The 22,306-nt window shown below is 62.8% G+C and carries 20 protein-coding genes, 2 tRNA genes and 1 pseudogene; 14 read left to right on the top strand and 9 right to left on the bottom strand.

Features of this window, described 5'->3' with window-relative positions:
* The 3 genes from FO013_RS07790 to rarD (FO013_RS07780) all read right to left on the bottom strand — a co-directional run bounded on the left by FO013_RS07790 (position 1) and on the right by rarD (FO013_RS07780) (position 2,424).
* On the bottom strand, positions 1-402 hold the full coding sequence (locus tag FO013_RS07790) for a GntR family transcriptional regulator (RefSeq protein ID WP_186293021.1): 402 nt from the start codon (positions 400-402) through the stop codon (positions 1-3).
* 135 nt (positions 403-537) lie between these two features.
* Positions 538-1,452: an EamA family transporter RarD gene (gene rarD, locus FO013_RS07785; protein ID WP_143921991.1), complete on the bottom strand. Its 915-nt coding sequence runs from the start codon at positions 1,450-1,452 to the stop codon at positions 538-540.
* A 51-nt stretch (positions 1,453-1,503) separates the two neighbouring features.
* Entirely contained in the window at positions 1,504-2,424 is a 921-nt protein-coding gene (gene rarD / locus FO013_RS07780) for an EamA family transporter RarD (protein ID WP_260848047.1), read from the bottom strand.
* A gap of 151 nt (positions 2,425-2,575) precedes the next feature.
* Between rarD (FO013_RS07780) and FO013_RS07775 the strand changes: the two genes are divergently transcribed.
* The 3 genes and pseudogenes from FO013_RS07775 to FO013_RS22810 form a co-directional block, all read left to right on the top strand.
* Entirely contained in the window at positions 2,576-3,994 is a 1,419-nt protein-coding gene (locus FO013_RS07775; protein WP_143921990.1) for an FAD-dependent oxidoreductase, read from the top strand.
* Positions 3,995-4,146: 152 nt separating this feature from the next.
* Complete coding sequence (locus FO013_RS07770) at positions 4,147-5,061, top strand: GTP pyrophosphokinase (protein ID WP_143921989.1); 915 nt, start codon at positions 4,147-4,149, stop codon at positions 5,059-5,061.
* Positions 5,062-5,112: 51 nt separating this feature from the next.
* Positions 5,113-5,316: pseudogene (locus FO013_RS22810) on the top strand (TetR/AcrR family transcriptional regulator); the annotation flags it as partial.
* 171 nt (positions 5,317-5,487) lie between these two features.
* Here the strand turns inward: FO013_RS22810 and FO013_RS07760 are convergent.
* Together FO013_RS07760 and FO013_RS22325 are read right to left on the bottom strand one after the other, a co-directional pair.
* Positions 5,488-6,903 (bottom strand): hypothetical protein, encoded by a 1,416-nt coding sequence (locus tag FO013_RS07760; RefSeq protein WP_260848046.1) that lies wholly within the window; start codon positions 6,901-6,903, stop codon positions 5,488-5,490.
* 217 nt (positions 6,904-7,120) lie between these two features.
* The gene (locus tag FO013_RS22325; RefSeq protein ID WP_186293020.1) at positions 7,121-7,612 is read right to left on the bottom strand and encodes a YajQ family cyclic di-GMP-binding protein; all 492 of its coding nucleotides are present in this window, start codon (positions 7,610-7,612) and stop codon (positions 7,121-7,123) included.
* 145 nt (positions 7,613-7,757) lie between these two features.
* On the opposite strand from FO013_RS22325, the gene FO013_RS07750 reads away from it, so the two are divergent.
* Both FO013_RS07750 and FO013_RS07745 read left to right on the top strand, forming a co-directional pair.
* Positions 7,758-7,839 (top strand) — tRNA-Tyr (locus FO013_RS07750).
* 116 nt (positions 7,840-7,955) lie between these two features.
* On the top strand, positions 7,956-8,471 hold the full coding sequence (locus FO013_RS07745) for a DnaJ family domain-containing protein (RefSeq protein ID WP_143921986.1): 516 nt from the start codon (positions 7,956-7,958) through the stop codon (positions 8,469-8,471).
* Here the strand turns inward: FO013_RS07745 and FO013_RS07740 are convergent.
* Entirely contained in the window at positions 8,468-9,673 is a 1,206-nt protein-coding gene (locus FO013_RS07740) for a M20 metallopeptidase family protein (RefSeq protein WP_143921985.1), read from the bottom strand. The genes FO013_RS07745 and FO013_RS07740 overlap by 4 nt on opposite strands.
* Positions 9,670-10,842, bottom strand: a complete 1,173-nt coding sequence (locus FO013_RS07735) for a hypothetical protein (protein ID WP_143921984.1) — start codon at positions 10,840-10,842, stop codon at positions 9,670-9,672. The genes FO013_RS07740 and FO013_RS07735 overlap by 4 nt, the downstream gene beginning before the upstream one ends.
* A gap of 235 nt (positions 10,843-11,077) precedes the next feature.
* Here FO013_RS07735 and FO013_RS07730 point away from each other — a divergent pair, with 235 nt between their 5' ends.
* The 5 genes from FO013_RS07730 to FO013_RS07710 all read left to right on the top strand — a co-directional run bounded on the left by FO013_RS07730 (position 11,078) and on the right by FO013_RS07710 (position 15,118).
* On the top strand, positions 11,078-11,878 hold the full coding sequence (locus tag FO013_RS07730) for a glycerophosphodiester phosphodiesterase (protein ID WP_143921983.1): 801 nt from the start codon (positions 11,078-11,080) through the stop codon (positions 11,876-11,878).
* 78 nt (positions 11,879-11,956) lie between these two features.
* Positions 11,957-12,029: transfer RNA gene (locus tag FO013_RS07725), tRNA-Thr, on the top strand.
* 118 nt (positions 12,030-12,147) lie between these two features.
* Entirely contained in the window at positions 12,148-12,555 is a 408-nt protein-coding gene (locus tag FO013_RS07720) for a ferredoxin--NADP reductase domain-containing protein (protein ID WP_313900574.1), read from the top strand.
* A gap of 181 nt (positions 12,556-12,736) precedes the next feature.
* Entirely contained in the window at positions 12,737-13,858 is a 1,122-nt protein-coding gene (locus FO013_RS07715) for an NAD(P)/FAD-dependent oxidoreductase (protein WP_143921982.1), read from the top strand.
* Between the two features lie 33 nt (positions 13,859-13,891).
* A complete protein-coding gene (locus FO013_RS07710) occupies positions 13,892-15,118 on the top strand; it encodes an MFS transporter (protein ID WP_143921981.1) in 1,227 nt (408 codons plus the stop codon).
* Between the two features lie 70 nt (positions 15,119-15,188).
* Here the strand turns inward: FO013_RS07710 and FO013_RS07705 are convergent, their stop codons facing one another.
* The gene (locus FO013_RS07705) at positions 15,189-16,400 is read right to left on the bottom strand and encodes a serine hydrolase domain-containing protein (RefSeq protein ID WP_143921980.1); all 1,212 of its coding nucleotides are present in this window, start codon (positions 16,398-16,400) and stop codon (positions 15,189-15,191) included.
* A gap of 76 nt (positions 16,401-16,476) precedes the next feature.
* Positions 16,477-18,249 carry a biotin carboxylase gene (locus FO013_RS07700; protein WP_143921979.1) on the bottom strand — a complete coding sequence of 591 codons (1,773 nt, stop codon included), beginning with the start codon at positions 18,247-18,249 and terminating at the stop codon, positions 16,477-16,479.
* Between the two features lie 282 nt (positions 18,250-18,531).
* Between FO013_RS07700 and FO013_RS07695 the strand changes: the two genes are divergently transcribed.
* The 4 genes from FO013_RS07695 to FO013_RS07680 are packed head-to-tail and all read left to right on the top strand — an operon-like array spanning position 18,532 to position 22,203.
* Complete coding sequence (locus tag FO013_RS07695; RefSeq protein ID WP_143921978.1) at positions 18,532-18,981, top strand: FAS1-like dehydratase domain-containing protein; 450 nt, start codon at positions 18,532-18,534, stop codon at positions 18,979-18,981.
* Entirely contained in the window at positions 18,978-19,421 is a 444-nt protein-coding gene (locus FO013_RS07690; protein WP_143921977.1) for a MaoC/PaaZ C-terminal domain-containing protein, read from the top strand. Before FO013_RS07695 ends, FO013_RS07690 begins: the two co-directional genes overlap by 4 nt.
* Positions 19,418-20,497, top strand: coding sequence for a UDP-N-acetylmuramate dehydrogenase (locus tag FO013_RS07685; RefSeq protein WP_143921976.1), 1,080 nt, complete (start codon positions 19,418-19,420; stop codon positions 20,495-20,497). Before FO013_RS07690 ends, FO013_RS07685 begins: the two co-directional genes overlap by 4 nt.
* Before the next feature lie 23 nt (positions 20,498-20,520).
* Positions 20,521-22,203: a metallophosphoesterase family protein gene (locus FO013_RS07680; protein WP_260848045.1), complete on the top strand. Its 1,683-nt coding sequence runs from the start codon at positions 20,521-20,523 to the stop codon at positions 22,201-22,203.
* Positions 22,204-22,306: the final 103 nt, after the last annotated feature.

The raw sequence follows: 22,306 nt of genomic DNA, 5'->3' as shown, positions 1-22,306 counted from the left end.
TCATCCCTTCGCGGTAGTGGGGCCCAGGCGGCGTGAAGTGCCGAGTTCTCTTGAGTGGTCGGCGATGAGGGCGATGACTTCATCGCGGTTGAGTCCTAGCCTGCTGGCTTCTGAGAGCAGCGGGGCGATGAATTTGTCGGAGAAGGTGGACTTGTATTCATTGATGAGCAAGGTTCGGGCTCCTTCCTTCACGAACATTCCGATTCCGCGCCGTTTCTCGAGAACTCCTTTGGCAACGAGCTGGTTCACGCCCTTGGCGGCGGTCGCGGGATTGATCGAATAGAAGCTTGAGAGTTCGTTCGTCGACGGTGCCCGAGACATCTCCGGCAGAGTGCCGTTGATGATCGAATCCTCGACCTGTTCGGCGATCTGTGCGAACAGTGGTTTGGCTTCGTCGATCACATCAGCTCCATGTGTATTGGTTAGTTACATAACTAATGAACCATGTAGGTGATTGACTTGTCAAGAGTGCGCCGATTTCGGGGACGATTGAAAGCCGGTCTGCAGCGATGAGCGAAGCTGGGAGTGGGGAAGTGGCTAGAGCCTGCGGTGGCTTTGGCGGATCATGTCGACGCTGAGCAGGACGACGGCGATCCAGATGACGAAGAATCCGATCCAACGGGTCGTCGACATCATCTCACCGAGGATGAAGACTCCGGTGATGAACTGCATCGTCGGGGTGATGTACTGCAGCATCCCGACCCACGACAGCGGAATTCTTCTTGCCGCAGCACTGAAGAGAATGAGTGGAATCGCCGTGGCCGGGCCGGTGATGAGGATGATGATGACGTGGCTGGCACCGAACCCGGTGAACGTGGAGAGACCCTGTGCACCGAGGACGATAAGGAAGATCAGGCTGGGCACGGACAGCACTGCACTCTCGATAGTCATGCCTTCGAGGGCTCCGACCCGATTGCCGACCTTGTTCTTCACAAGTCCGTAGAGACCGAACGAGATGGCTACAGTGAACGAGAGGTAGGGCATCCGACCGAGGCCGATGCCGACGATGACGACGGCGATGAAGCCGAAGCCCACAGCAGTCCACTGCAGCGGACGCAGCTTCTCACCGAGGAAGATCACGCCCAGGCCGATCGAGATGAGCGGATTGAGGTAGTAGCCAAGTGACGCCTCGACGAGGCGGCCCGTTTCGACGCCATAGATGAACGTCGTCCAGTTGACCGCGATGAGCACCGAGGCCAGGGTGAGCAGCCAGAAGGTCGAACCTGAGCGCACCACATCCCAGGTGCGTCTGAAGCCGCCGGTGAACGTCAGCAGGATTGCGCAGAAGAGCAGCGACCAGACGACCCGGTGCGAAACGAGCTCCAGGGCCCCGGTCGGGGCTGCCGCGGCGAAGAGCAGGGGGATGAGCCCCCACAGCAGGTAGGCGGAGAGTCCGTTGATCAGCCCGGCACGGCGGAAGGCGTTCTCGTCGGGGGCTGAATCTGCGATCACACACAGAGTCTAGTGAGTCGCAGCAGCCTGTCGGACCGCCGGTGACAGGGACTAGCCCAAATGCGGTCGTCGTCGGTTCTGCTGGACCATGTCCGTGCACAGCAGGATGACGGCGATCCAGATGATGAGGAACCCGATCCATCTCGTCGCCGACATCGCCTCACCGAAGAGTACGACGCCGAGGACGAACTGCATCGTCGGTGCGATGTACTGCAGCATTCCCACCCAGGACAGTGGAATTCGCCGGGCGGCTGCGCCGAAGAGGATGAGCGGGATCGCCGTCAGCGGTCCTGTGGCCAGGAGCAGGACAACGTGCCAAGGCCCGAATCCGATGAATGTTCCAGTGCCCTGCACAGCGAGATAGGCGAGGAAGGCGAGGCTGGGAATGGTGAGTACCGCGGTCTCGACGGTCATGCCTTCGAGCGCACCGACCTTCCCCCCGACCTTGTTCTTCACCAGTCCGTAGAGGCCGAAGGAGAGCGCCACGGTGAGCGCCAGATAGGGAAAGCGGCCGATCCCGATGCCGACCACGATTACTGCTGCCGCTCCGAAACCCACCGCGGCCCACTGCAGCGGGCGCAGCTTCTCCTTGAGGAGGATGACGCCCAGGCCGATCGAGATGAGCGGGTTGAGGTAATAGCCAAGCGAGATTTCGACGAGGCGGCCGGTTTCGATGCCGTAGACGTAGGTTGTCCAGTTCACAGCGATGAGCACGGATGCCAGAGCAAGCAGCCAGAAGATCTTTCCCGAGCGCATCACCAACCAGGTGCGGACAAAGCCCTTGGCGAAGAAGAGGAGGATGGCGCAGAAGATCAGCGACCAGATGATCCGATGGGCGACGATCTCGAACGCGCCCGTCGGAGCCGCAGCGGCGAAGAGCAGGGGAATGAGACCCCAGATGATGTAGGCAGCGGTTCCATATCCCAGTCCGACGCGTCGGAGGGCAGATTCTTCGGGTGCAGAGGCGTTCACAGGCCGAGTCTAGGCAACGCACAGGAAGCTGGCGATTCCGACTGATGCCTGAGATGAAGCCGAAGGTCGAGATGCGAGCTTCGTCACGTGTTTGTTAGGAGGACCTTCTTTGCCGATACAATCGGAGATGACTTACTAGAGAGGTGTGAGAATGACGCGTCCCTTCCGCGTGGCCATCGTGGGTGCCGGACCCGCAGGCATCTACGCTGCCGACCTGCTGACCAAGGCTGATCGTGACTTCGAGGTCAGCATCGACCTCTTCGAGCGTCTGCCGACTCCGTTCGGATTGGTCCGCTACGGAGTCGCTCCTGACCACCCACGGATCAAGGGCATCATCAACGCCCTGATCAAGGTCCTCGACCGCGGTGATATCCGTTTGTTCTCGAACGTCGAATACGGTGCCGACATCGCCTTGGGTGAGCTGACGGATCGCTATGATGCGGTGATCTTCTCCACCGGCTGCTTCATCGATGCCTCGTTGAGTCTTCCAGGTGTCGATCTGCCCGGTTCCTATGGCGCCGCTGATTTCGTCAACTGGTACGACTCGCATCCGGATGTGGCTCAGACCTGGCCTTTGGATGCGGAGAAGGTCGCGGTCATCGGCAATGGCAATGTTGCTTTGGATGTGGCGCGTGTGTTGGCGAAGCAGGCTGATGATATGCACACGACGGAGATTCCTGATCATGTCTACGAGGGTCTGAGGTCCTCGAAGGTCACGGATGTGCATGTGTTTGGTCGGCGTGGTCCTGCGCAGGCGAAGTTCACCCCGTTGGAGCTGCGTGAGCTGGGGCATGTCAAGGATGTCGACATCATCGTCTATCCCGAGGACTTCGAGTTCGATGAGGGGTCGCTTGCTGCTATCGAGTCGAACAATCAGACCAAGCAGGTTGCGAAGACGCTGACGGACTTCACGATGCGTGAGCCGGTGGGAGCCAAGCGACGTCTGCACCTGCACTTCCTCCATTCCCCGGTGACCATCCTCGGCGAGGACAAGGTCACGGGGCTGCGCACGGAGCGGATGGAACTCGACGGATCCGGTGGAGTCAACGGCACCGGCACCTTCCATGATTGGGAGATCGACGCCGTGTACCGCGCCGTCGGCTATGCCGGCACAGCACTTCCGCAGCTGCCCTTCGACTCCGGCCGGGGAGTCATCCCGAACCATGAGGGTCGGGTCGTCGACGCAGATGACCAGACGGTCTCTGCCGATGCAGACGTGGTGCAGGGCGTGTATGCGACTGGTTGGATCAAGCGTGGTCCTGTCGGCCTGATCGGTCACACGAAGGGTGATGCCCTGGAGACGATCGGTCATATCCTCGATGACCGCGCCGCCGGTGTCCTGACGGAGCCTGTGTATCCGGATGACTCTGCGATCGTCGAACTGCTCGAGGCCAAAGGCGTCGACTACGTGGATTGGGAAGGCTACCATCGCGTGGAGACAGCAGAGAAGGCGCTCGGCGAAGCCGAAGGTCGTGAGCGAGTGAAGATCGCAACTCGCGAGGGTATGCTCTCCGAGGCCCGCAGCCACCTGCAGGCGGAAGCGGCCAGCCAGCCCGCATCGGGCCACTGACTTCGACGAGCCACTGAGTCAGACAAAGCACTGAGTTCGACAAGGCACTGAGTTCGACAACTCAATCCAGAAATCTGCGAGCGCGTCACCGTATCGGTGGCGCGCTCGTGGTTTGATGGGAGCAGTGAGGACCCTGTGACAGAGGAGGTACGGTGAGCGCGGATTCGGCGATGAGGGAAGTGGTCTCACAGGCCTATGCGCAACGGCGCGACGCCTGGGAATCTGCTGCCGTGCGAATCAAACACTGGCTCAAACAGCAGCAGAAGGGTCTCCTGAAAGACAAGGACATCTCCCGCCTTGACGTCGACGGGCATCGCATCAAGGATCCGGCTCGCACCATCGCCAAGCTCGTCGAAAAGACCGCCGACGACCCGGAGCTGCGGATTTCCTCTCCACGTGACGTTGAGGATCACATCCGAGACATCGTCGGAGTCAAGGTGCTGTGCAAATCACCGCGCGACCAGAAGATGATGTTCGACTCGCTCAGAGATCCGGAGCAGCTGGGCGCCTTCGTTCTCATCGAGCAGAAGAACTACGTTGACCCACCAAAGCCCAGCGGCTACCGGGCCTGCCATGTGACCCTGCAGATTCCCTCCGACCAGGGTGCGCCGGTCTTCGCAGAGATCCAAGTCAAGACCAGGCTCCAAGACGCCTGGGGCGAGCTGACTCACGAGGATATGTACAAACCCGGCGCGGCGATGAAGCCCAGTGAGCTGCACGGTGAGTTCGCCCGGGCGATGGCGAACATGCTCGCAACTGTCGATGACATGGCCGATACCCTCGCAGTCGAACTCTCTGCCCTGACGAACCCCGACCTCGACACCGGTGTGCCCTCGGCCACCGACTCCACGATCGAGGTGAAGGTGAGGGCCACGGGCCCGAAGTACGCGCTGGCGGTCGACGGCGATGGCCGTCAAGGTCTCATCCCCGCCTTCGCCGTCCGCAAACTCAGCGACTCCAAGGGCACGATCAAGGTCAACGACTTCGTCAGCGTCGACGACCGCCTGCGCGTCACCGTCGAAGAGGATTCAAAGGGCCTGTACTACATCCCGAGGGAACTGGCGTGAGCTCAGATTCGGCATCAGATCATTTCTGGAACGTCTGCTCCATAAATAATTGTGGAGCAGACGCTCTACAATGCAAGGGTGGAAGCGAATAGCCGTGGACGGCCACTCGAGTTCGATCGAGCCCGGGCCCTGCTCGACGCCGCACGATTGTTCTGGCGCCTCGGCTACAGCGGAACGTCGACTCGGCACCTGAGTTCGGCGATCGGTATCTCGACGTCGAGCCTGTACTCGGCATTCGACAGCAAGTCCGGACTGTTCGACGAGTGCGTTCGGGTCTACGCCCGGCGCTACACCGCTCTGTACGAACAGGCGGTCGCCGCGCAGTCCATCAGGACCGTCGTCGATGAGCTGCTGAGATCCTCGGTCATCGAGTTCACTCAACCCGCGGATTCGCACCCCGGTTGCCTCATCACCAGCGCAGTCATGTCAGAGGTGCCGGCGACGCGCAAGGCGCGCGGAGACATATCCACCATGCTGACGGAGAACGAACGCCTTCTCCGAACTCGCCTCACCAGAGCGATTGACGAGGGCGAGATCCTGGGCGGAACCGACGGTGATGTCGTCGCCGGCTTTGTGCAGGCGATCTGGCACGGTCTGGCTGTCCAGGCGAAACACGGTGTCAGACGCAACGAGCTGCTGCGGGTCGCCGATTTCTCGCAGAGGGCCATGTGGTCGACCTACTCGAGGTGAGCTCCGCCTTGTGTCATCGGGCCTGTCGGTCCACGCGATTGCCAGGGTCTTCACCGCGGTGACCTTCTCCTCGGCCGCGGAGGGCGGCGAAGCCTCATGAACGTTCAGATCGGTCTCGGCTGACACCGCGTGGGGAGTATCCACCACCGAAGTCGAGGTGGAGACGCTGAGTGATTCGCGATCACAGTCCTGCAGGACCGACAAGCTGGTGGACAGGTTGTCGGCCATAGCAGTGCAGCCGTCGATGATACCGGCGACGAGGTGGACTGAGGTTGGAGTCTCCGCGGCGATGCGGCATGCATAGTCCGGATCGGACGCGCGGGTGGCTGCTGAGACGTCCACACCAAGGGCATCGATGCCAGAATGCGCCAGCGCGGACAACCCTGCTCGCAGACTTCCGTGCGGGGCCGTGACGAAGATCTGCGGGCGAGTGTTCGACCTGTTCAGGGCGGTGTAGGCACGGGAGGCGGCCTCGGCGAGCTCGGAATCGGAGTGTTCGTCGAAGTCGGTCACGAGAGCAGGTTCGTCCAGCTGAACCCAGTCGACTCCTGCCGCGGCGAGAATGCTGATGACGTCGAGGTAGGCGACAGTGAGTTCGTCGAGCCGGTCGAACGCCGAGATGTTCGTGTCTGGGCTGGTCTTCGACAGGGCCAGCAGGGTCACGGGACCGACAAGGACAGGTCGGATCGTGTGACCGGCGCCTCGTGCCTCCGACACCAGCGAGAGAAGGTGCTGGGGCCGGGCCCTGAACGGGGTGGAATCCTTGAGTTCCGGCACCAGATGGCGATAGTTGGCATCGAACCACCCGTCGACCCCCAGGAGCGTTCGCTGCCCCGTGGCCCGTGCCGCGGCGAAGTATTCATCGAGGTCGAAGTCGGTGCCGGTGGGCTGCGACTCGATGAGTCCGACGCTCAGGGCAGTGTCGAGGACATGGTCGCAGTGGCTGTAGGAGGCGGGGATCGAATAGTCCTCGTCCAAACCAAGCTCCCGCAGGCGACTGTAGGTGTTCAGCCGCAGGGAGCGCATGCACTGTGAGAAACCCTCGGCATCGATGCGGCCTGCCCAATAGTTCGCGAGAGCCTTCGTCTGCTCACGATTCGGGCCGATGTGCGGATAGCCGATGACGGTGGCTGTGGGGAATGTGCTGGACATGCCGCCATCCTGCCGCCGTGCGCGGGGCGGCGGTGGGGCAGGCGACCATCGCCGACACCTGCCGTCATAACCAGCTCAGAGGGCGTCTCGAGCCGACAGACAACGACTTGAACTGTCAGACACCGTCTTATTGAGACATGCTGGCCGCAGAGAGGACCAATGATGGGGGCAAGCGGGGATGCGGGTGAGGGGAGTGCTGCTTACCGATCGTTGCGACTCAGCGGTAGTTGACGAACTGCAGGTCGAGATCGAGATCCTTGCCCTTGAGCAGGGCGATGACTTCCTGCAGGTCGTCGCGCTTCTTCGAGCTCACGCGCAGCTCCTCGCCCTGGATCTGTGCCTTGACGCCCTTGGGGCCCTCGTCTCGGATGTACTTCGAGATCTTCTTCGCATTGTCTTTGTCGATGCCCTCTTTGAGGCTGGCATCGATGCGGTATTCCTTGCCCGAAGGATAGGGTTCGCCGTCTTCGAGGGACTTCAGCGAGATGCCGCGCTTGACCAGCTTCGACTGGAAGACGTCGAGGATCGCCTTGACGCGGTCCTCGCTGACGGCCTTCATCTGGATGGCTTCTCCGGTCCAGGCGATCGAGGCGTCGGTGCCGCGGAAATCATAGCGTGAGTTGATCTCCTTGGCGGCCTGGTTCAATGCGTTGTCGGCCTCCTGCCGGTCGACCTTGCTGACGACGTCGAATGAGGATTCGCTGGCCATGAATGCTCCTTGTGTGGTGAGAAGATGGACGAGTATCTGGTCACCGAGTGTAGTCGAGACGCATAATTGTGATCTGCGTCTATCGAGTTGGTGATTCGGGGTGGGTGCTTGTAGTATTTTCAAGTGCTCATCGAGCACACACTGCGGCAGATTGCCCGAGCGGCCAAAGGGAGCTGACTGTAAATCAGCCGGCATTGCCTTCGAAGGTTCGAATCCTTCATCTGCCACGCAGAAGTGAGAAGCCCCGTGATCTTCGGATCACGGGGCTTCTTCGCATTCACCCCCATTGCGCGGCCCCCGGCGCTTCTCTACTGTGGAAGAAAAGCCGAATGGAATCGTCGCCATGAACGAAGAACAGCCTCCCCGCCGCATAGGTTCGCTCGAGGATCGCAACGCCATCGTCGAATCCGCTCTGGACAAAGCGATCAGACGCGGCGACTTCGATGACCTGCCCGGTCTTGGCAAGCCCCTATCCGGTCTCCACAACTCGGAAGATCCCGACTGGTGGGTCAAGGCGAAGATGGATCAGGAAGACATGAGCGGCGTGGCTCCCGCAGCCTTCCAGCTGCGCAAGGAGAACGCCGTCCTCGAGGACACGCTCGATGCCTTTTCGAGGGAGGCCGACGTGCGCAGCTATCTCGCCGGGTTCAACGATCGTGTCCGTGACGCCATTATGGATCTGCGCGAGGGACCGCCCGTGTTCACCCCGCCCCGGAAGGTCGAGGATGAGGTCGCGGCCTGGCGCCGACGCCGAGCTGCGAAGCCTGCGCCAACGCCGAACCCGCCCCCGACCCCGACCACAGGTCAGGGCGAGGAGCGGGAACATCCTCGGCGGTGGTGGCAGAGGAAGCGGAGCTAGATCTCCGCGCGCAGACGTTCGAGGGCCAGGTGACACAGCAGTGCCGCCTGATCGCCGAGCACTGTGTCGTCGAAGATGACGAAGGGGGAGTGGTTGTCGCCCTGCCGTTCCTCGGGCACGTCCGTGCGCTTGGCGCCGAGCATCATATAGGTGCCCGGAACCTCCCGAAGGACGAATGAGAAGTCCTCACTGGGCATGATCGGGTGCGGTGAGACCTCCATCCGGTCTTCGCCCAGCAGGCCGCGGACCTGGTCGATGGTCCATGCGGTCTCAGTCTCGTCGTTGACGGTCACGGGGTACTGAACCTGGAAGTCCACCTCGGCGGTGCATCCGTGGGCCTCCGCGATTCCTCTGGCCAACTGCTTCGATTGCGACCGCACCGTGTCCAATGACTCCTGGGACAGGGTGCGGACTGTGGCACCGAGGCTCGCCGAGGCGGGGATGACGTTGACGGCCTCACCGGCCGTCAGCTGTGTCACGGACAGAGCGATCGGGTCGAAGGTGCTGATGCGTCGGCTGACCATATTCTGCAGCGCGGTCACGAGTTCGGCCAGGGCCGGGACAGGGTCGATCGCCGACTGCGGCTGGGATCCGTGGCCGCCTCGTCCGTGCAGGGTGATGTGGAGGACATTGGAACCGGCCTGCAGTGTTCCGGGCTTCGTCGAGACGACTCCTCTGGAGCCCATGTGGACATGGGCTCCGAAGGCAGCGATCACCCGAGGTCCCGCAGCGTCGAGGACACCCTCGTTGATCATCACTGAGGCGCCGTTGTAACCCTCCTCGCCGGGCTGGAACATGAAGACGACGTCGCCTGCGAGCTCTTCCCGGTGCGCATGCAGCAGTTGGACGGCACCCACGAGTCCCGCGGTGTGCAGATCATGACCACAGGCGTGCATGTTCCCATTCGTCGACCTGAACGGTTCGTCGGTGAGTTCTTCGACGGGCAGCGCGTCCATGTCGCCGCGTAGAAGGACAGCCGGAGCATGCGCGGGCCGCTCGGGGTGGGTTCCACGCAGGACTGCCACCACCGAGGTGGTCTCAACGCCCGTGCTCACCTCCAGATCGAGTCCTTCCAAGGCAGTGAGAACCGCGGCCTGGGTGTGCGGCAGATCGAGGCCGACCTCGGGGTGGGAGTGGAGACGTCGTCGGAATTCCTGCAGCTGGGGTAGGAGGGCATTCGCCTCGCTCAGAAGGGTGCTCACAGCATTCCCACGAGGACGCTGGCGATGACGACGGAACCGGCACTGACCGAGGTGAACCCGCCGACGAGCATCGGCGGCAACATGACATTGAGGAGGGCCTCCTTCTCGTCCTCGTCACGGGCGATGGAGCGAGCGACCTCGTTGGTCAGCAGGTAGTCGGCAGGAAAGCCGTACATGGAGGTCAGTGCCACCGACATTCCCAGAGTGGCCTTCCACCTCAGCAGCTTCGTAGCGATGTAGCCACCGACAACGATGCCGATGCCGCCGACGACGAGGATCGAGATGGTGGGCAGGAAGGCGTTGATGACGTCCTGCACCGAGGCCGAGACCAGCGGGGCCATGACGATGGCGATCACGCCGGACATGGCGATGCCGAAAGAGTTCGACCGCTCCATCGCCTTGTCCGGGGACAGGCCGATTGCGGTTGCGACGATGCCGAGGACGAGTGCGAGGATCGATGACGGGATGTGCGTCGGGCCGGCAAGCAGGGTTGCGATGGAGCCCCCGACGAGGATGAGGAAGAGCATGAACAGCTGGTTGTCTACGAGGAACGCCGGCAGTGTCACGAGCTTCTTCTTCGCGGCGGCGTCGGCCTCGTCCTCATGATGAGCCGCGGCCAGCTCGTGGAGTTCGCCGCTGTCACGCAGCTTCGTCGCATAGCGGCGGAGCAGGAAATTCGTCAGCGGCATCGACGGCAGCGACTGCAGCATGAGCACCAGAGCCGGAAGCACGATGATCGCCGATGCGGCTCCGGACGCTGTCAGGCCCTCGGTCGTCAGGCTGGTGGCGACGATGCCGCCCGCCAGGGGTCCCGAACCTGCTACGAAGGTCTCGAATCCGAAGATGGGAGCGATGATGAAGAAGATGAGAAGTACGGCGACGAGCATTCCGGAGACGGCGATGATGACCGAGCGCCACTGCTTGAGCATCACGCGCAGGGGGATAAGCGTACCCATGTGGAAGAGCAGAGGAGCCACGAGGATGGTGTAGACCTGGACGAGCATCGAATCGTCGACGACGGTGTCCGGGACGATGCCGATCTTGGCGAAGATGAAGATCCCCAGCATCGCCACGAGGAGGCTGGGGATGCGAGCCTTGGACCAGATCGAGACCAATTCGCCGATGGCGATGAAGCCGAGCACGATCGCGGCAGCGTAGATGCCTTCCATAGCGATCCTTTCGAAGATGGTGAGTGTCGTGTGGGCTCGGTTGTCACATCCACAACGGCGTGGATATGAAGCAGCTCACAGAGAGTACGTTATTGCCTGTTTTCGGATAGTGCCTATGCCTTTCTCAGCATTCAAGATAATGAAGACGATTCAGGTCCAACATGACCGTGCAGTGAGGTGAGACGGAGTGCGCCCGGATTGAGGCGAGAGCCGGGGCAGGGCATAGTCTGGGCGTATGAGTTTTCTGCAGTTCCTGCACGAACGAGGCATCACTGAGCGACCTGGTTCCTCGAAGCGTCCCCTGGTGATCGCGCACCGCGGTTATTCCGCAGTGGCCCCGGAGAACAGCCTCGCCGCAGTGGATGCGGCACGTGCCCTCGACGTGGACTTCATCGAAGTCGACACCTCGACGAGCGCCGATGGGGTCCCGGTCATCCTCCATGATCCGGATCTGGATCGGACCACGAATCGGAAAGGACCGGTGGCGAACCTGACGGCGGAAGAGCTTTCCTTCGTCGACGCCGGCTCCTGGATGGGTCCGGGATTCACCGGTGTCCGGATACCCACGCTGGCAGCAGTGATGCGAGATATCCAGCACCGCGGCGGTGAGCTCCTGCTCGAACTCAAGGGGGAGTGGTCCTCCGGTGCGGTGGCTCAGATCTCCGAGCTCGTCGTTGCGACCGGAACCGCTGATCGGATGGTCGTACAGTCCTTCAACACCGAGACGCTGGCGGCCTGCAGAGACATGCTGCCGATGGTTTCGCGGTTCCTTCTGCGCATGGTCCCGCGCCCTGAAGACATCGAGTTGGCACGGGCCCTGGGTGCCGTCGCGATCAATCCCTCATTCAAGGGCTTCTCCATGCGCAGGTCCGTTGTCACCGAGATCCGTGACAATGACTTGGGCGTATTCGTGTGGACGGCTGATTCCATGGACGAATGGCGTGAGCTCCTTGATGCCGAGGTCGATGGCATCATCACCAACCAGCCCGGCCGTCTGCAGGGTTTCCTGGCGGGTCGATTCGACCCGGTGATGTGAACTCCTGCAGTCTGTGAGTGACGTCACTGAACGCCGATTTGCCCTCGCTGCGCGAAGCCGTGTAAATTCTTACCTGTTGCCCCGATAGCTCAGTCGGTAGAGCATCTCCATGGTAAGGAGAAGGTCAAGGGTTCGAATCCCTTTCGGGGCTCTCGTGCCGCTTAAATGCGGTGCTGGGGCGGGGTAGCTCAGCTGGTTAGAGCGCACGACTCATNGTCGGCTATGCCGGCACAGCACTTCCGCAGCTGCCCTTCGACGAGGGCAAACGTGTGATCCCGAATCACGAGGGTCGGGTCGTCGACACCGACGACCAGGCTTCGGCAGCTGAAGGAGACGTCGTTCAGGGCGTCTACGCAACAGGGTGGATCAAGCGCGGTCCGGTCGGACTCATCGGTCACACGAAGGGCGATGCCCTGGAGACGATCGGGCACATCCTCGATGACCGCGCCGCTGGTGTGCTCACCGAGCCGCTGTTCCCCGACGAGGACTCGATCGTCGAACTCCTCGAGTCCAAAGGCGTCGACTTCGTGGACTGGGAAGGCTACCACCGACTGGAGGCCGCTGAGAAGGCGTTGGGCGAAGTCGAAGGCCGTGAGCGTGTGAAGATCGCGACTCGCGAGGCCATGCTGCGCGAGGCCCGTGAACAGGTGAAGAGCGAATCCCACTCCGGCACCTGAGCCGAATCAGCATCACGCCCCGTCAGCCTCTGTTCCTCCCGTTGCACGTGTAGGAATGGAGACTGGCGGGGCGCAGTGCGTTATTGCCGGGAGGGCTTTGCGAGGGCGCGGGAGGGCGTAGGCTCGAGGTGATCAACAGCCGCCATGCAAGGTTTGCACTCGTCAGGGGAGACGTACCGCCGTGACCGACACATCAGCTCGAGTTGCCGTCATCGGCGGCGGAATCGCAGGCGCCTCGGTCGCGTTCGGCCTGGCCTCACGCGACGTCAGCGTGACCATCTTCGACGACGCCATGGCCGGTCAGGCGACCGCCGCCAGCGCCGGCATCATTGCTCCCTGGGTCTCGACGAGCTCCGGCGCCTACTATGAGACCTATGCCGCCGGAGGCAGCTTCTACCCGGACTTCCTCAATCGCCTCAGCGCTCTGGGGGTCCCCGATCTGGGATACCGCAGATCCGGTGCGCTCGTCGTCAACTCAGATCCTGTCGTGCTCGCCGAGGCGACCCGACTCATCCGTGATCGTGTCGCAGGTGCCGCCTCCGTCGCCGGCGAGGTCCACGACATGGACTCTGCGAATCTGCGCGAGATCTTCCCGCCGATCGCCCCGGAGATGACAGGGCTGTTCATCACCGGGGGCGGCCGCGTCGATGGTCGTACCCTGCGCGATGCCATTCTGACCGGAGCGCACGCCTACGGCGCGCGGCTTGTGCACGATTCGGCGAGAACCATCTCCACCGGACGCCGTGGAGGCATGTGGCAGGTGGGGACCACCTCGGCGATGGAGGACTTCGACGCGCTCGTCGTCGCAGGTGGAGCCCGGAGCACGGAGATGCTGCAGAGGCTTGGTCATAGCGTGGCGATCACCGCGCAGCGAGGACAGCTGGTTCACCTGGGTCTGCACGGGATCAACACCTCGCCATGGCCGACTGTGCACCCGCTCGACCACCATTACATCACTCCCTTTGACGGAGGCAGAGTCGTCATCGGTGCTACCCGTGAGGACGGTGTCGGATTCGACGTCCGAGCAACAGCTGAGGGGCAGTATCAGGTTCTTTCCGATGCGCTCAGGATCGCTCCCGGACTCGCAGAGGCCACGGTGGTGGAGACGAGAGTCGGAGTCAGGCCCATGTCCACACGCACGAGCGGGCTGCCCTATGCCGGGGCTGTCCCCGGTGCGCAAGACCTGTGGCTGGCTTCCGGATTCGGTGCGGGCGGGCTGACGATGGGTCCGCTCATCGGCGACGCAATCGCCAGAGCGATCCTCGGCCAGCAAGCAGCAGAGATCGCGCACTTGGGCCTATGACCTCGAACGACAGTGCCTTGCTAACCTGAAGCCATGAGCGCGCAGCTGCCCCGAGCCTTTCGGTGGTTCTGGGCGGGCGAAACCGCATCGGGATTCGGCAGCTGGATCACCATCCTGACACTGCAGGTCATCGTCGTCGACTACCTGCATGCGGGGACTGTCGGCCTGGGCTGGATGAATGCAGCAAGGTGGCTTCCCTATCTCCTCTTGGGCCTCGTGCTGGGTGCGCTCGTCGATCGGGTTCGGCGCAGGCCAGTCATGATTGCCAGCGACCTCGTGCGTGCGCTGCTGCTGTGTGCGATTCCGGTGCTGTGGTACCTGGACCTGCTGAATCTGAGCTCGCTGCTTCTGCTTGCAGCGGTTCTGGGAACGGCGACTCTCATCAACGACAGTGCCTCGCAGGCCTTCGTACCCCGCCTGATTCCGACACGGAGTCTGCAGTCTGCCCATGCCAGGATCGACGGGACCAACGCCGTCGCTGAGACGGCCGGTCCGGCCATCGGCGGTGTGCTGCTCGCGGTCGTCGCGGCGCCGTTCGCTGTGCTCGTCAACGTAGGCACCTTCCTGTTCTCGGCCGTCGTCGTCTCTCTCATCCAAGTTGAGGAACCGAGCCGATTACGGGCCGATGAGTCGGCCCAGCCGAACCTGCGCCGGGAGATCGGGGCCGGGCTGAAATGGGTCTATTCGACTCCGAGCCTGAGAGATCTCGCCGTATGGACCCATGTGTGGTTCGCCGCGCAGGCCATCCTTGCGGCTGTCACCGCAGACTACTTCCTCAACGACATCGGCATCGACGCCTTCTGGTTCGGCATCGTCATGGCCGGCAGCGGCATAGGCGGAATGATCGGCGCCCTGAGCTCACGTGCGGCAGGGGAGCGGCTGGGCAATGGGCGAGCCGTGATCCTCGCGCATGTGTGCTCGGCGAGCGGAGTCCTCGTCCTCTTGGTGGCAACGGTCATGACCGGTTCGGTGCCAGTCCTCTTCGTCGGAGTCTTTCTGCACGGATTCGGCATCGGGTTGAGCAACTCCCACGAAATGGCCTACCGACAGTCGATCACTCCCGACGGCCTCCAGGCGCGGACGAACACGACGATGCGATCAACGAATCGCGCAGTCGTGGTCATCGTGTCGCCGCTGGCCGGGATCCTCGCTGCCGCCACGAGCTCTGAACTCGCGCTGATCATCGCCGCTGGAATCTTCACCCTGGCCGCTGTCGGCCTCTGGTTCTCGCCGTTTCGCACGGTGCGAATCGACACCTGAGGCACGGGTCAGCCGCATGGTTCACAGGGCGACCGCATGATTCGCTGAGCCACCGCCAGCTGCACAGTGCTCAGTCGACGATTGGCGCGCTGATTGCTTTTGCCAGGGCGTCGAATGCCCGGATCGTGGGGAACAGTTTGGCAGCATCCTGCGGCAGGCCCCAGCTGGAGAGCTTGACGCCGACGACGTTGGCTCCCGGGTTCATGTAGATCATCTGCCCGTGGATGCCCAGGGCGAGGAACGCGTGCGAATCCGGGAAGGGGAACCAGAACTGGTTCCGATACATTCCGCCGGGCATCCGATTGTCATCGGGCCCCTCGGCGAAGGCCTTCCTGGTGTCCGCATCGCCGGTGAGCGTGTCCCCGACCCACGAGGTCGGCACCACCTGTTCACCGGTGAGGGAGACTCCCCGGTTCGCATACAGGTAGCCGAAGCGAGCGAGGTCGCGCAGTGTGGTGTTGATGCCACCGTCGAACATGCCCACGCCGTATTGGTCGGTGGCTATGAGCGCATCGCGTTCGGCTCCGATCCGCGACCACAGCACGCGCGACATGAGGGCCTGCATGCTCTCGCCGGCGACCTTCTCGCACACCCAGCCCAGCACATCGGTCTCACACGAGCGGTATTCGTAGACCCCGCCGTGCTCGGACTTCGCCTCCAGCGTGGTCAGGAACTCATACATGCCCTTGGCCTGGCCATCTGGGCTCGTCTCAGACCAGCCGATCGACTCCTCGATCTGCCTGACCTCGGACTTCGGATCGAGGTAATTCTCCGAGAATCTGATTCCCGAGCGCATGTCGAGGATGTGACGCACCGTGGCCCCGGCATAGCCGGAGGATGCGAGCTCAGGGACGTAGTCGGTGACCAGACTGTTCGGATCGAGATCCCCGGCGCCGACGAGCACACCAGCCACCGTGCCCACGAGTGATTTGCTCACCGACATCAGCAGGTGTTCGGTCTCCGGGCGCATCGTGGAGAAGTACTCCTCGGCGAGCACCGTGCCGTTGTGCATGACCATCCACGCATCCGTGTCGCTGGCCTCGATGACGCTGCGCACGCTGCGAGCCTCTGAGAACTCGGTCTTCGGAACCTCGATGCTGCCCAGGTCCTGCAGCTTTACAGGCAGCTCTGCCACAGGTCCGGCCCCGCGAGAGATCGGCGTCGTGGGCAGCACCTGATCGACGTGCTGGAAGGACCAGCGGACGTTATCGGCATCCTGCCAGTTGTCCTTGTCGATGACGGGGGCGACGGGCACAGTATTGTCCGGCGACGTCTCGGTCACTCTCCACCTCTTCGATATCGTCTCGTGCAGTCTGCGGTAGTTGCGTCAGTCCGTGATGAGATTACCACCACGGATGTCAATCGCCCTTTGCTCCTGGGCCGCCAAGAGCAGGTGAGGGATCCTCCACAGCAACAGGCACACCGGCGTACATCGCACGGATCGAATCGATGAAGTGCTTGGCCCGGATGCTCAGTGCGTTCGGACCCCCGGCCTTGGTCTGCAGCGGGTTCTTCGTCACGAGCACACCGAGGTCGGCGCCCTTCCACCGGTATTCGCCGGCCCCGAAGATGCGCAGGAAGAACACCTCATTGCCGTTCTGCAGGGGATGCCAGTCGAGCGCGGGGCGTTTGTAGGTCAGAGTCCCGTACTGATCGAGGAAGTACTGACCGGTCAGCGGTGAGTGTGTGATGTACTCGGTGATGTCAGCGGTCTCCTTGATGACCATCTGACTCCACTCATCAGCCCCGGAGAGCTCTTCCCACCGCTCATTGATCTCATCGACGTCGAGATCGAATTCGACGTCGAGGTATTCGAGCAGGTGGAACAGGAACAGCGGTACGTCGGCATAGGCGCCGGCGGTGACGTTGGTGATCGCCGAGGCTCCTGAGATGCGCGGATTGAGCTCGCCCAGATACACGTCATCGGAGTCCAGATCGACGAGCACATCGACCTCGAAGAAGCCGCGGTAGCCTCGCATGCGCAGTCCCTCGCCCATACGTCGCACCAGCTCTCTGGCACGTGTGCGCTGGTCTGCCGTGAGCACATCGGGGGTCATCTCATTGCCGCACCAGCCGCCCTTGTACGGAGTGAGCTCGGCGAAGCCGGCCAGTTCGGTGAGGAACGGGCCGACGACGACTCCGCTGCTGGTGATGACCGCTTCCACCGCCACGGGCGTGTTGTTGATGCGCTTCATGATCTTCAGCTGTTCGCCGATGATGTCGTGCTTGTGCCGGTTCCAGTCCTCTTCAGCAGCGATGAAGAACGTCGTCTTCCCCGAATCCCCGTAGGGGGTCTGGACGACGAGGTCGGTGCCCAGCTTCTCCTTCTCGGCTTCGGCGTTGAGTTGGGCATACGTGTCGGCCGTGGTGAGCACATTGGGAACGGAGTACGCCCCGGCCTCATTGCCGAGCTTCGTCGTCTCGATCTTCGAATCGAGCTGGTTGCGCAGCGTCGCCGAGGGCAGGATGAGGTCGTAGCCGAGTTCGCGGCAGATCCGCTCGGTCTCCTCGTCGAAGAAGACCATGGCCACCTTGGGCCGTTCACCGTGGGGCACATTCGCCGTCATATGGGCGCGCACCTCGGCGTTGAGGAGAAGCCAGTTGTTGATCGCCTCACCACTGTCGAATTCGACGAACGGTTTGTAGCGCGGGGAGAACACGCGGGGGTGCCCGCCGTCCCATCCGTCGTAGTACGTGATGTAGGAGAAGTTCCGGACCCAGCGGTCGAGGCCGAGCAGGTTGAATGGGGTCGCACCGATGAAATAGATCGGCGTGATGTTGGTGCGGAAGAAGTGTCGGACCTCGGAGATGTTGCGCAGCGGCCGTCGGATCTGGACCCGTTCGGCCTCCTTGCCCGCATAGGCGGCATCGGTGCCGACATGGACTTCGACGTCTGCCGGATCCGGCGCCGAGGTGGGCGCGGCTGCCGGCACTGCTCGGGGCGCAGCGCCATCGGGGATGCGAGCCTCGGTCGAGCTGACTGGTCGACCGGTGCCGGGAACCGCGACAGCGTCCTTGACCACACGCCTGTTCGCGCCCACTCCAGTGCCCGGCGTGCTGGTCGGCGTGCCCGACCCGTCCGTGTTCCCAGTCGTCTTCGACGGGGGTGGGCCTGCAGGATTGTTCGTCATGGCACTGCTCCTTGTCAATACATCTGGGCTCACTGCTCGCAGTCACCTGAGCCGTCCGCCCGCCTCATCGCGGCGATGATTCGGATGCCGAACGTCAAACGTGATGTGGGCAACAACCTATACCAGTTTTCGGGGGCTGAGGACGATGGTGCATCAATTGGATGAACCCGATGCGAATTCGCGGTCAAATCCGAGGTCGCACGTACCAGTCGGGTGAATTCCCCTCGCGTGGTGAGGGGCCGCTAGGCTGGGATCACCACGTATTTTCGAAAGAGAGCCACTATGCCGGTGAATACCGATAAGCAGGGAACCAGTTATTCTCTGCCACGCCCCTATGAGGTGTCGCGGGAGGCGGTCGCGGAATTCGCGCTGGCCACCAATGCGAAGGCCGACTACCACTTCGCGACCGAGGCGGCGACCGCCCTTGGCTATCACGACGTCGTGGCACCGACCACCTTCGCCGTGATCATCGCGCAGAAGTCCGAAGCGGCTTACATCAGTGACCCCGAGTCCGGCATCGACTTCTCCAAGGTTGTTCACGGTTCGGAGCAGTTCAGCATCACCCGGCCCATCGTCGCCGGTGACCGCCTGGCCGCTACGACCCACGTCGACGGCGTGCGCGCGTCGGGCGGCAACGCCATGATCACCACCCGCACAGAGATCACCGACGCCGCCGAACAGCCTGTCGTCACAGTGAACTCGACCATCGTTGTGAGAGGAGACGGAGAATGAGCGTCACCGACTTCTCCCAACTGACCATCGGAGACACCGTCGTCGAAGCCGAGATCCCCCTGTCGCGGGCATCGCTCGTCGACTACGCGGGCGCCTCGGGCGATCACAACCCGATCCATTGGTCAGAACGCTTCGCCACCGAGGTGGGTCTTGAGGGAGTCATCGCCCACGGCATGCTCTCGATGGCCGTCGTCATCGCCCCCATCGTCGAATGGATCGGCGATCCGGGCGCGATCGTCGACTACAGGACACGGTTCTCCGCGCCGGTGCTCGTCCCCGACGCCGAATCCGGCACACCGGCCACACCTACCGCCGCACTGTCGATGACCGCGGTGGTCGGGGCCGTCGACGGAGCTGTGGGCACCGCTCGCATCGACGTCACGGTGAAGTCCGGTGACCAGGATGTGCTCAGCCGCACCCAGATCCGAGTCTCGCGGTGACGACGGATCTGGCAGAGTTCACGACGTTCCACCTCGGCGGCCCAGCAGCCAAGCTGCATATCGCCGAGACCAGGGACGATCTTGTGGACTTCTCTCGTGAACATCCCCTGAGTCTGTCGGCTCAACCCGCGGCCGATGTCCTCTTCATCGGCGGCGGATCGAACCTCCTCGTCTCCGATGCCGGCTTCGACGCCGAGGTGTGCGTGGTCGCCACCAAGGGTGTGACGATGACCGATACCTCGGAGACCGAAACCCATGTCACCGCCGAGGCGGGGGAGAACTGGGACGAATTCGTCGCCTTCACCCTCGGCTCCGGTCTCTCGGGTCTCGAGGCACTGTCCGGGATTCCCGGCTCCGTCGGAGCGACTCCGATTCAGAACGTGGGCGCCTACGGGACAGAGGTCGGAGAACTCATCACCTCGGTCGAGGTATTCGATCGCCTCGCCGGCCAGGTCCGTCACCTCAGTGCCGCCGAACTCGAGTTCGGCTACCGCACCTCGGCGCTCAAACGTGCGCAGCAGAGAACGGGCACAGCTCAGTACCTTGTGCTGTCGGTGACGTTCGATCTGCACCGCAGCCCGAACTCCCTGCCGGTGCGCTACGCACAGCTCGCTTCGGCTTTGGATGTCGAGATCGGGGAGTCGGTGCCGGCCACGCTGGTACGCAGCAGCGTCATCTCCCTGCGCAGGTCCAAAGGCATGGTTGTGGACCCAGAGGACCACGACACCTGGTCAGCTGGTTCCTTCTTCACGAACCCGATCGTCGACGACCCCGCCGAGCTGCCCGCCGAGGCACCCCGCTACCCGGTCACCGATCCACTGAGCGGATCGACGATCGAAGGACGGACGAAGACTTCGGCGGCCTGGCTGATCGAACATGCGGGATTCTCCAAGGGCTTCAGCGTCGGGAAGGGTCGGGCAAGCCTGTCGACCAAACACACCTTGGCACTTACGAATCGTGGCCAGGCGGCGACCGACGACGTCCTCGAACTCGCCCGTGCCGTGGTCGACGGGGTGAATGAGAAGTTCGGCATCGTCCTCGAGCCTGAACCCACGTTCATCGCCTGCTCGCTCTGAGACCGTGCCCTGGAATGCAGCCTGTGTCGCCACGTCGGAGAACCTCAGCCCTGCTGATCCTCATTGCTGTGGTCGCAGCTGTGACCCTGCCCTGGGCGCTCCTGTCTGCACGTGCTGATCTCAGCTTCGGCCCGCATGAGGCCCGCTATCAGATCACGGCAGACTCCCGGCTGACCGTTGACTTCGGTCCCTTGGGCAAACTGCTCGTCCCCGCAGACGACTATCTGCCGCTGGGGCTGGGACTGTCTGTCGACATCGGACAGATCCCGGTCTCCGGAACAGACGAGGACGACTCCCACGCAGGTGCCTCCGAACGGCGTTCTGACAGAAGTTCCCCCGACGGATCGGACGGTGCCCCCGACGGATCGGAGCAGGGAGTCGGGGGAGGAGCGGTCGATGCTCTGGGCGGCGACATCGCCTCCTACGCTTCCCTGTTCTCAGCCCCACAAGCACAGGTCAATGAGGTCGTCGACGGCTTGACCACCGAGATCCTGGCCCGGTGGGCCCTGGCCGTCTGCCTCATCAGCGGTGTGGTCGTGGCCATGGCGTTCATCCTCGGGCCCGTTCGGCTCGCCGGGATCGGGAGGGCTTTCGTCGGAAAGGAGCTCATCGGCATCGGCCTGGTCACCATCCTCGTCCTGGCAAGTGTCGGCACAGCAGTTCTCACCCGCCCCAAGCCTCTCGACGCCGATCCCGCGTTCGACGGGACCCCACTGGCGGGTGCACAGGTCACGGGCCGCCTCGGAGGGGTCATCGATGCCGCGTTCACAGCGGTCAAGGACTTCTCCGACGACAACGACGCCTTCTACGACCAAGTGCTGGAGAACCTGGGCACTCAATGGACCACGCGCCCTCAGACCGGCAACTGGTCGGATCAGGGGATGGTGCCTCGCCCGGGTGGGGACGAGGACGGGCTGTACGCTGACGTATCGACATTCGTATTCGGCTCGGACCTGCACTGCAACATCGGCATGGCCCGCGTCGTCGGCGCGGTGACTCGGATGAGCGACGCCGATGCCTACATCGACGGGGGAGACGTAACGATGACGGGCACCTCGGCGGAGAACTACTGCCTTGATGTGCTCGACGACGAACTGCCTGACAAGCTGCCGCGGATGATGGTCAAGGGCAACCACGACTCCACTGAAACCACGAATCACGCAAGAAGTCAGGGCTGGAAGGTCCTCGACGACACGAGTGCGAAGATGAGCGGAGTGACGTTCTTCGGCGGACCGGATCCCCGTCGGACCGTGTTCGGATCCGGGCCGCAGCTTGAGACCGATCTCACCGCCGATCAGTACGCGCAGAAGCTCAACGACGAGGCCTGTGCGAGCGACTTCGACATCATGGTCATCCACGATGCGCGGGTCGGGGCGCCGTCGCTGCGCTCCGGATGTGCGCAGCACAGCCTCAGCGGACACTGGCACAAACGAGTCGGCCCGGAGGCCCTGGGCAGCGGAGTCCGCTATGTGAGTTCGACAACAGGCGGCGCCCTGGCGAACGCACTGACCCCGGGGCCGCTGAAGATGGACGCGGAACTGAGCATCGTGCGCGTGGACAATCGGACCAAACGGCCCATAGACGTCCAGATCGTCACGGTCAGCCCCGACAAGACGGTCACGATCGACCCCTGGAAGACCTTCCCGGAACCTGTGCCGCTGGTCGCTCAGCCGCCGCAGACACAGCCCGCGAGCGAGGAGGAATGAGGGGCGGGGAAGTCGAGTTCAGACAGGTATGGGAGCCCGGTTCGACTAACGGCGGTCACAGGCGGTATGCTCGTTTCTCGTGGTTGGACACAACTCGGGGAAC

It is taken from the genome of Brevibacterium aurantiacum (assembly GCF_007558825.1).
Classification (GTDB): Bacteria; Actinomycetota; Actinomycetes; order Actinomycetales; family Brevibacteriaceae; genus Brevibacterium; species Brevibacterium aurantiacum_A.
This window is presented reverse-complemented; position numbering and strand designations above follow the sequence as displayed.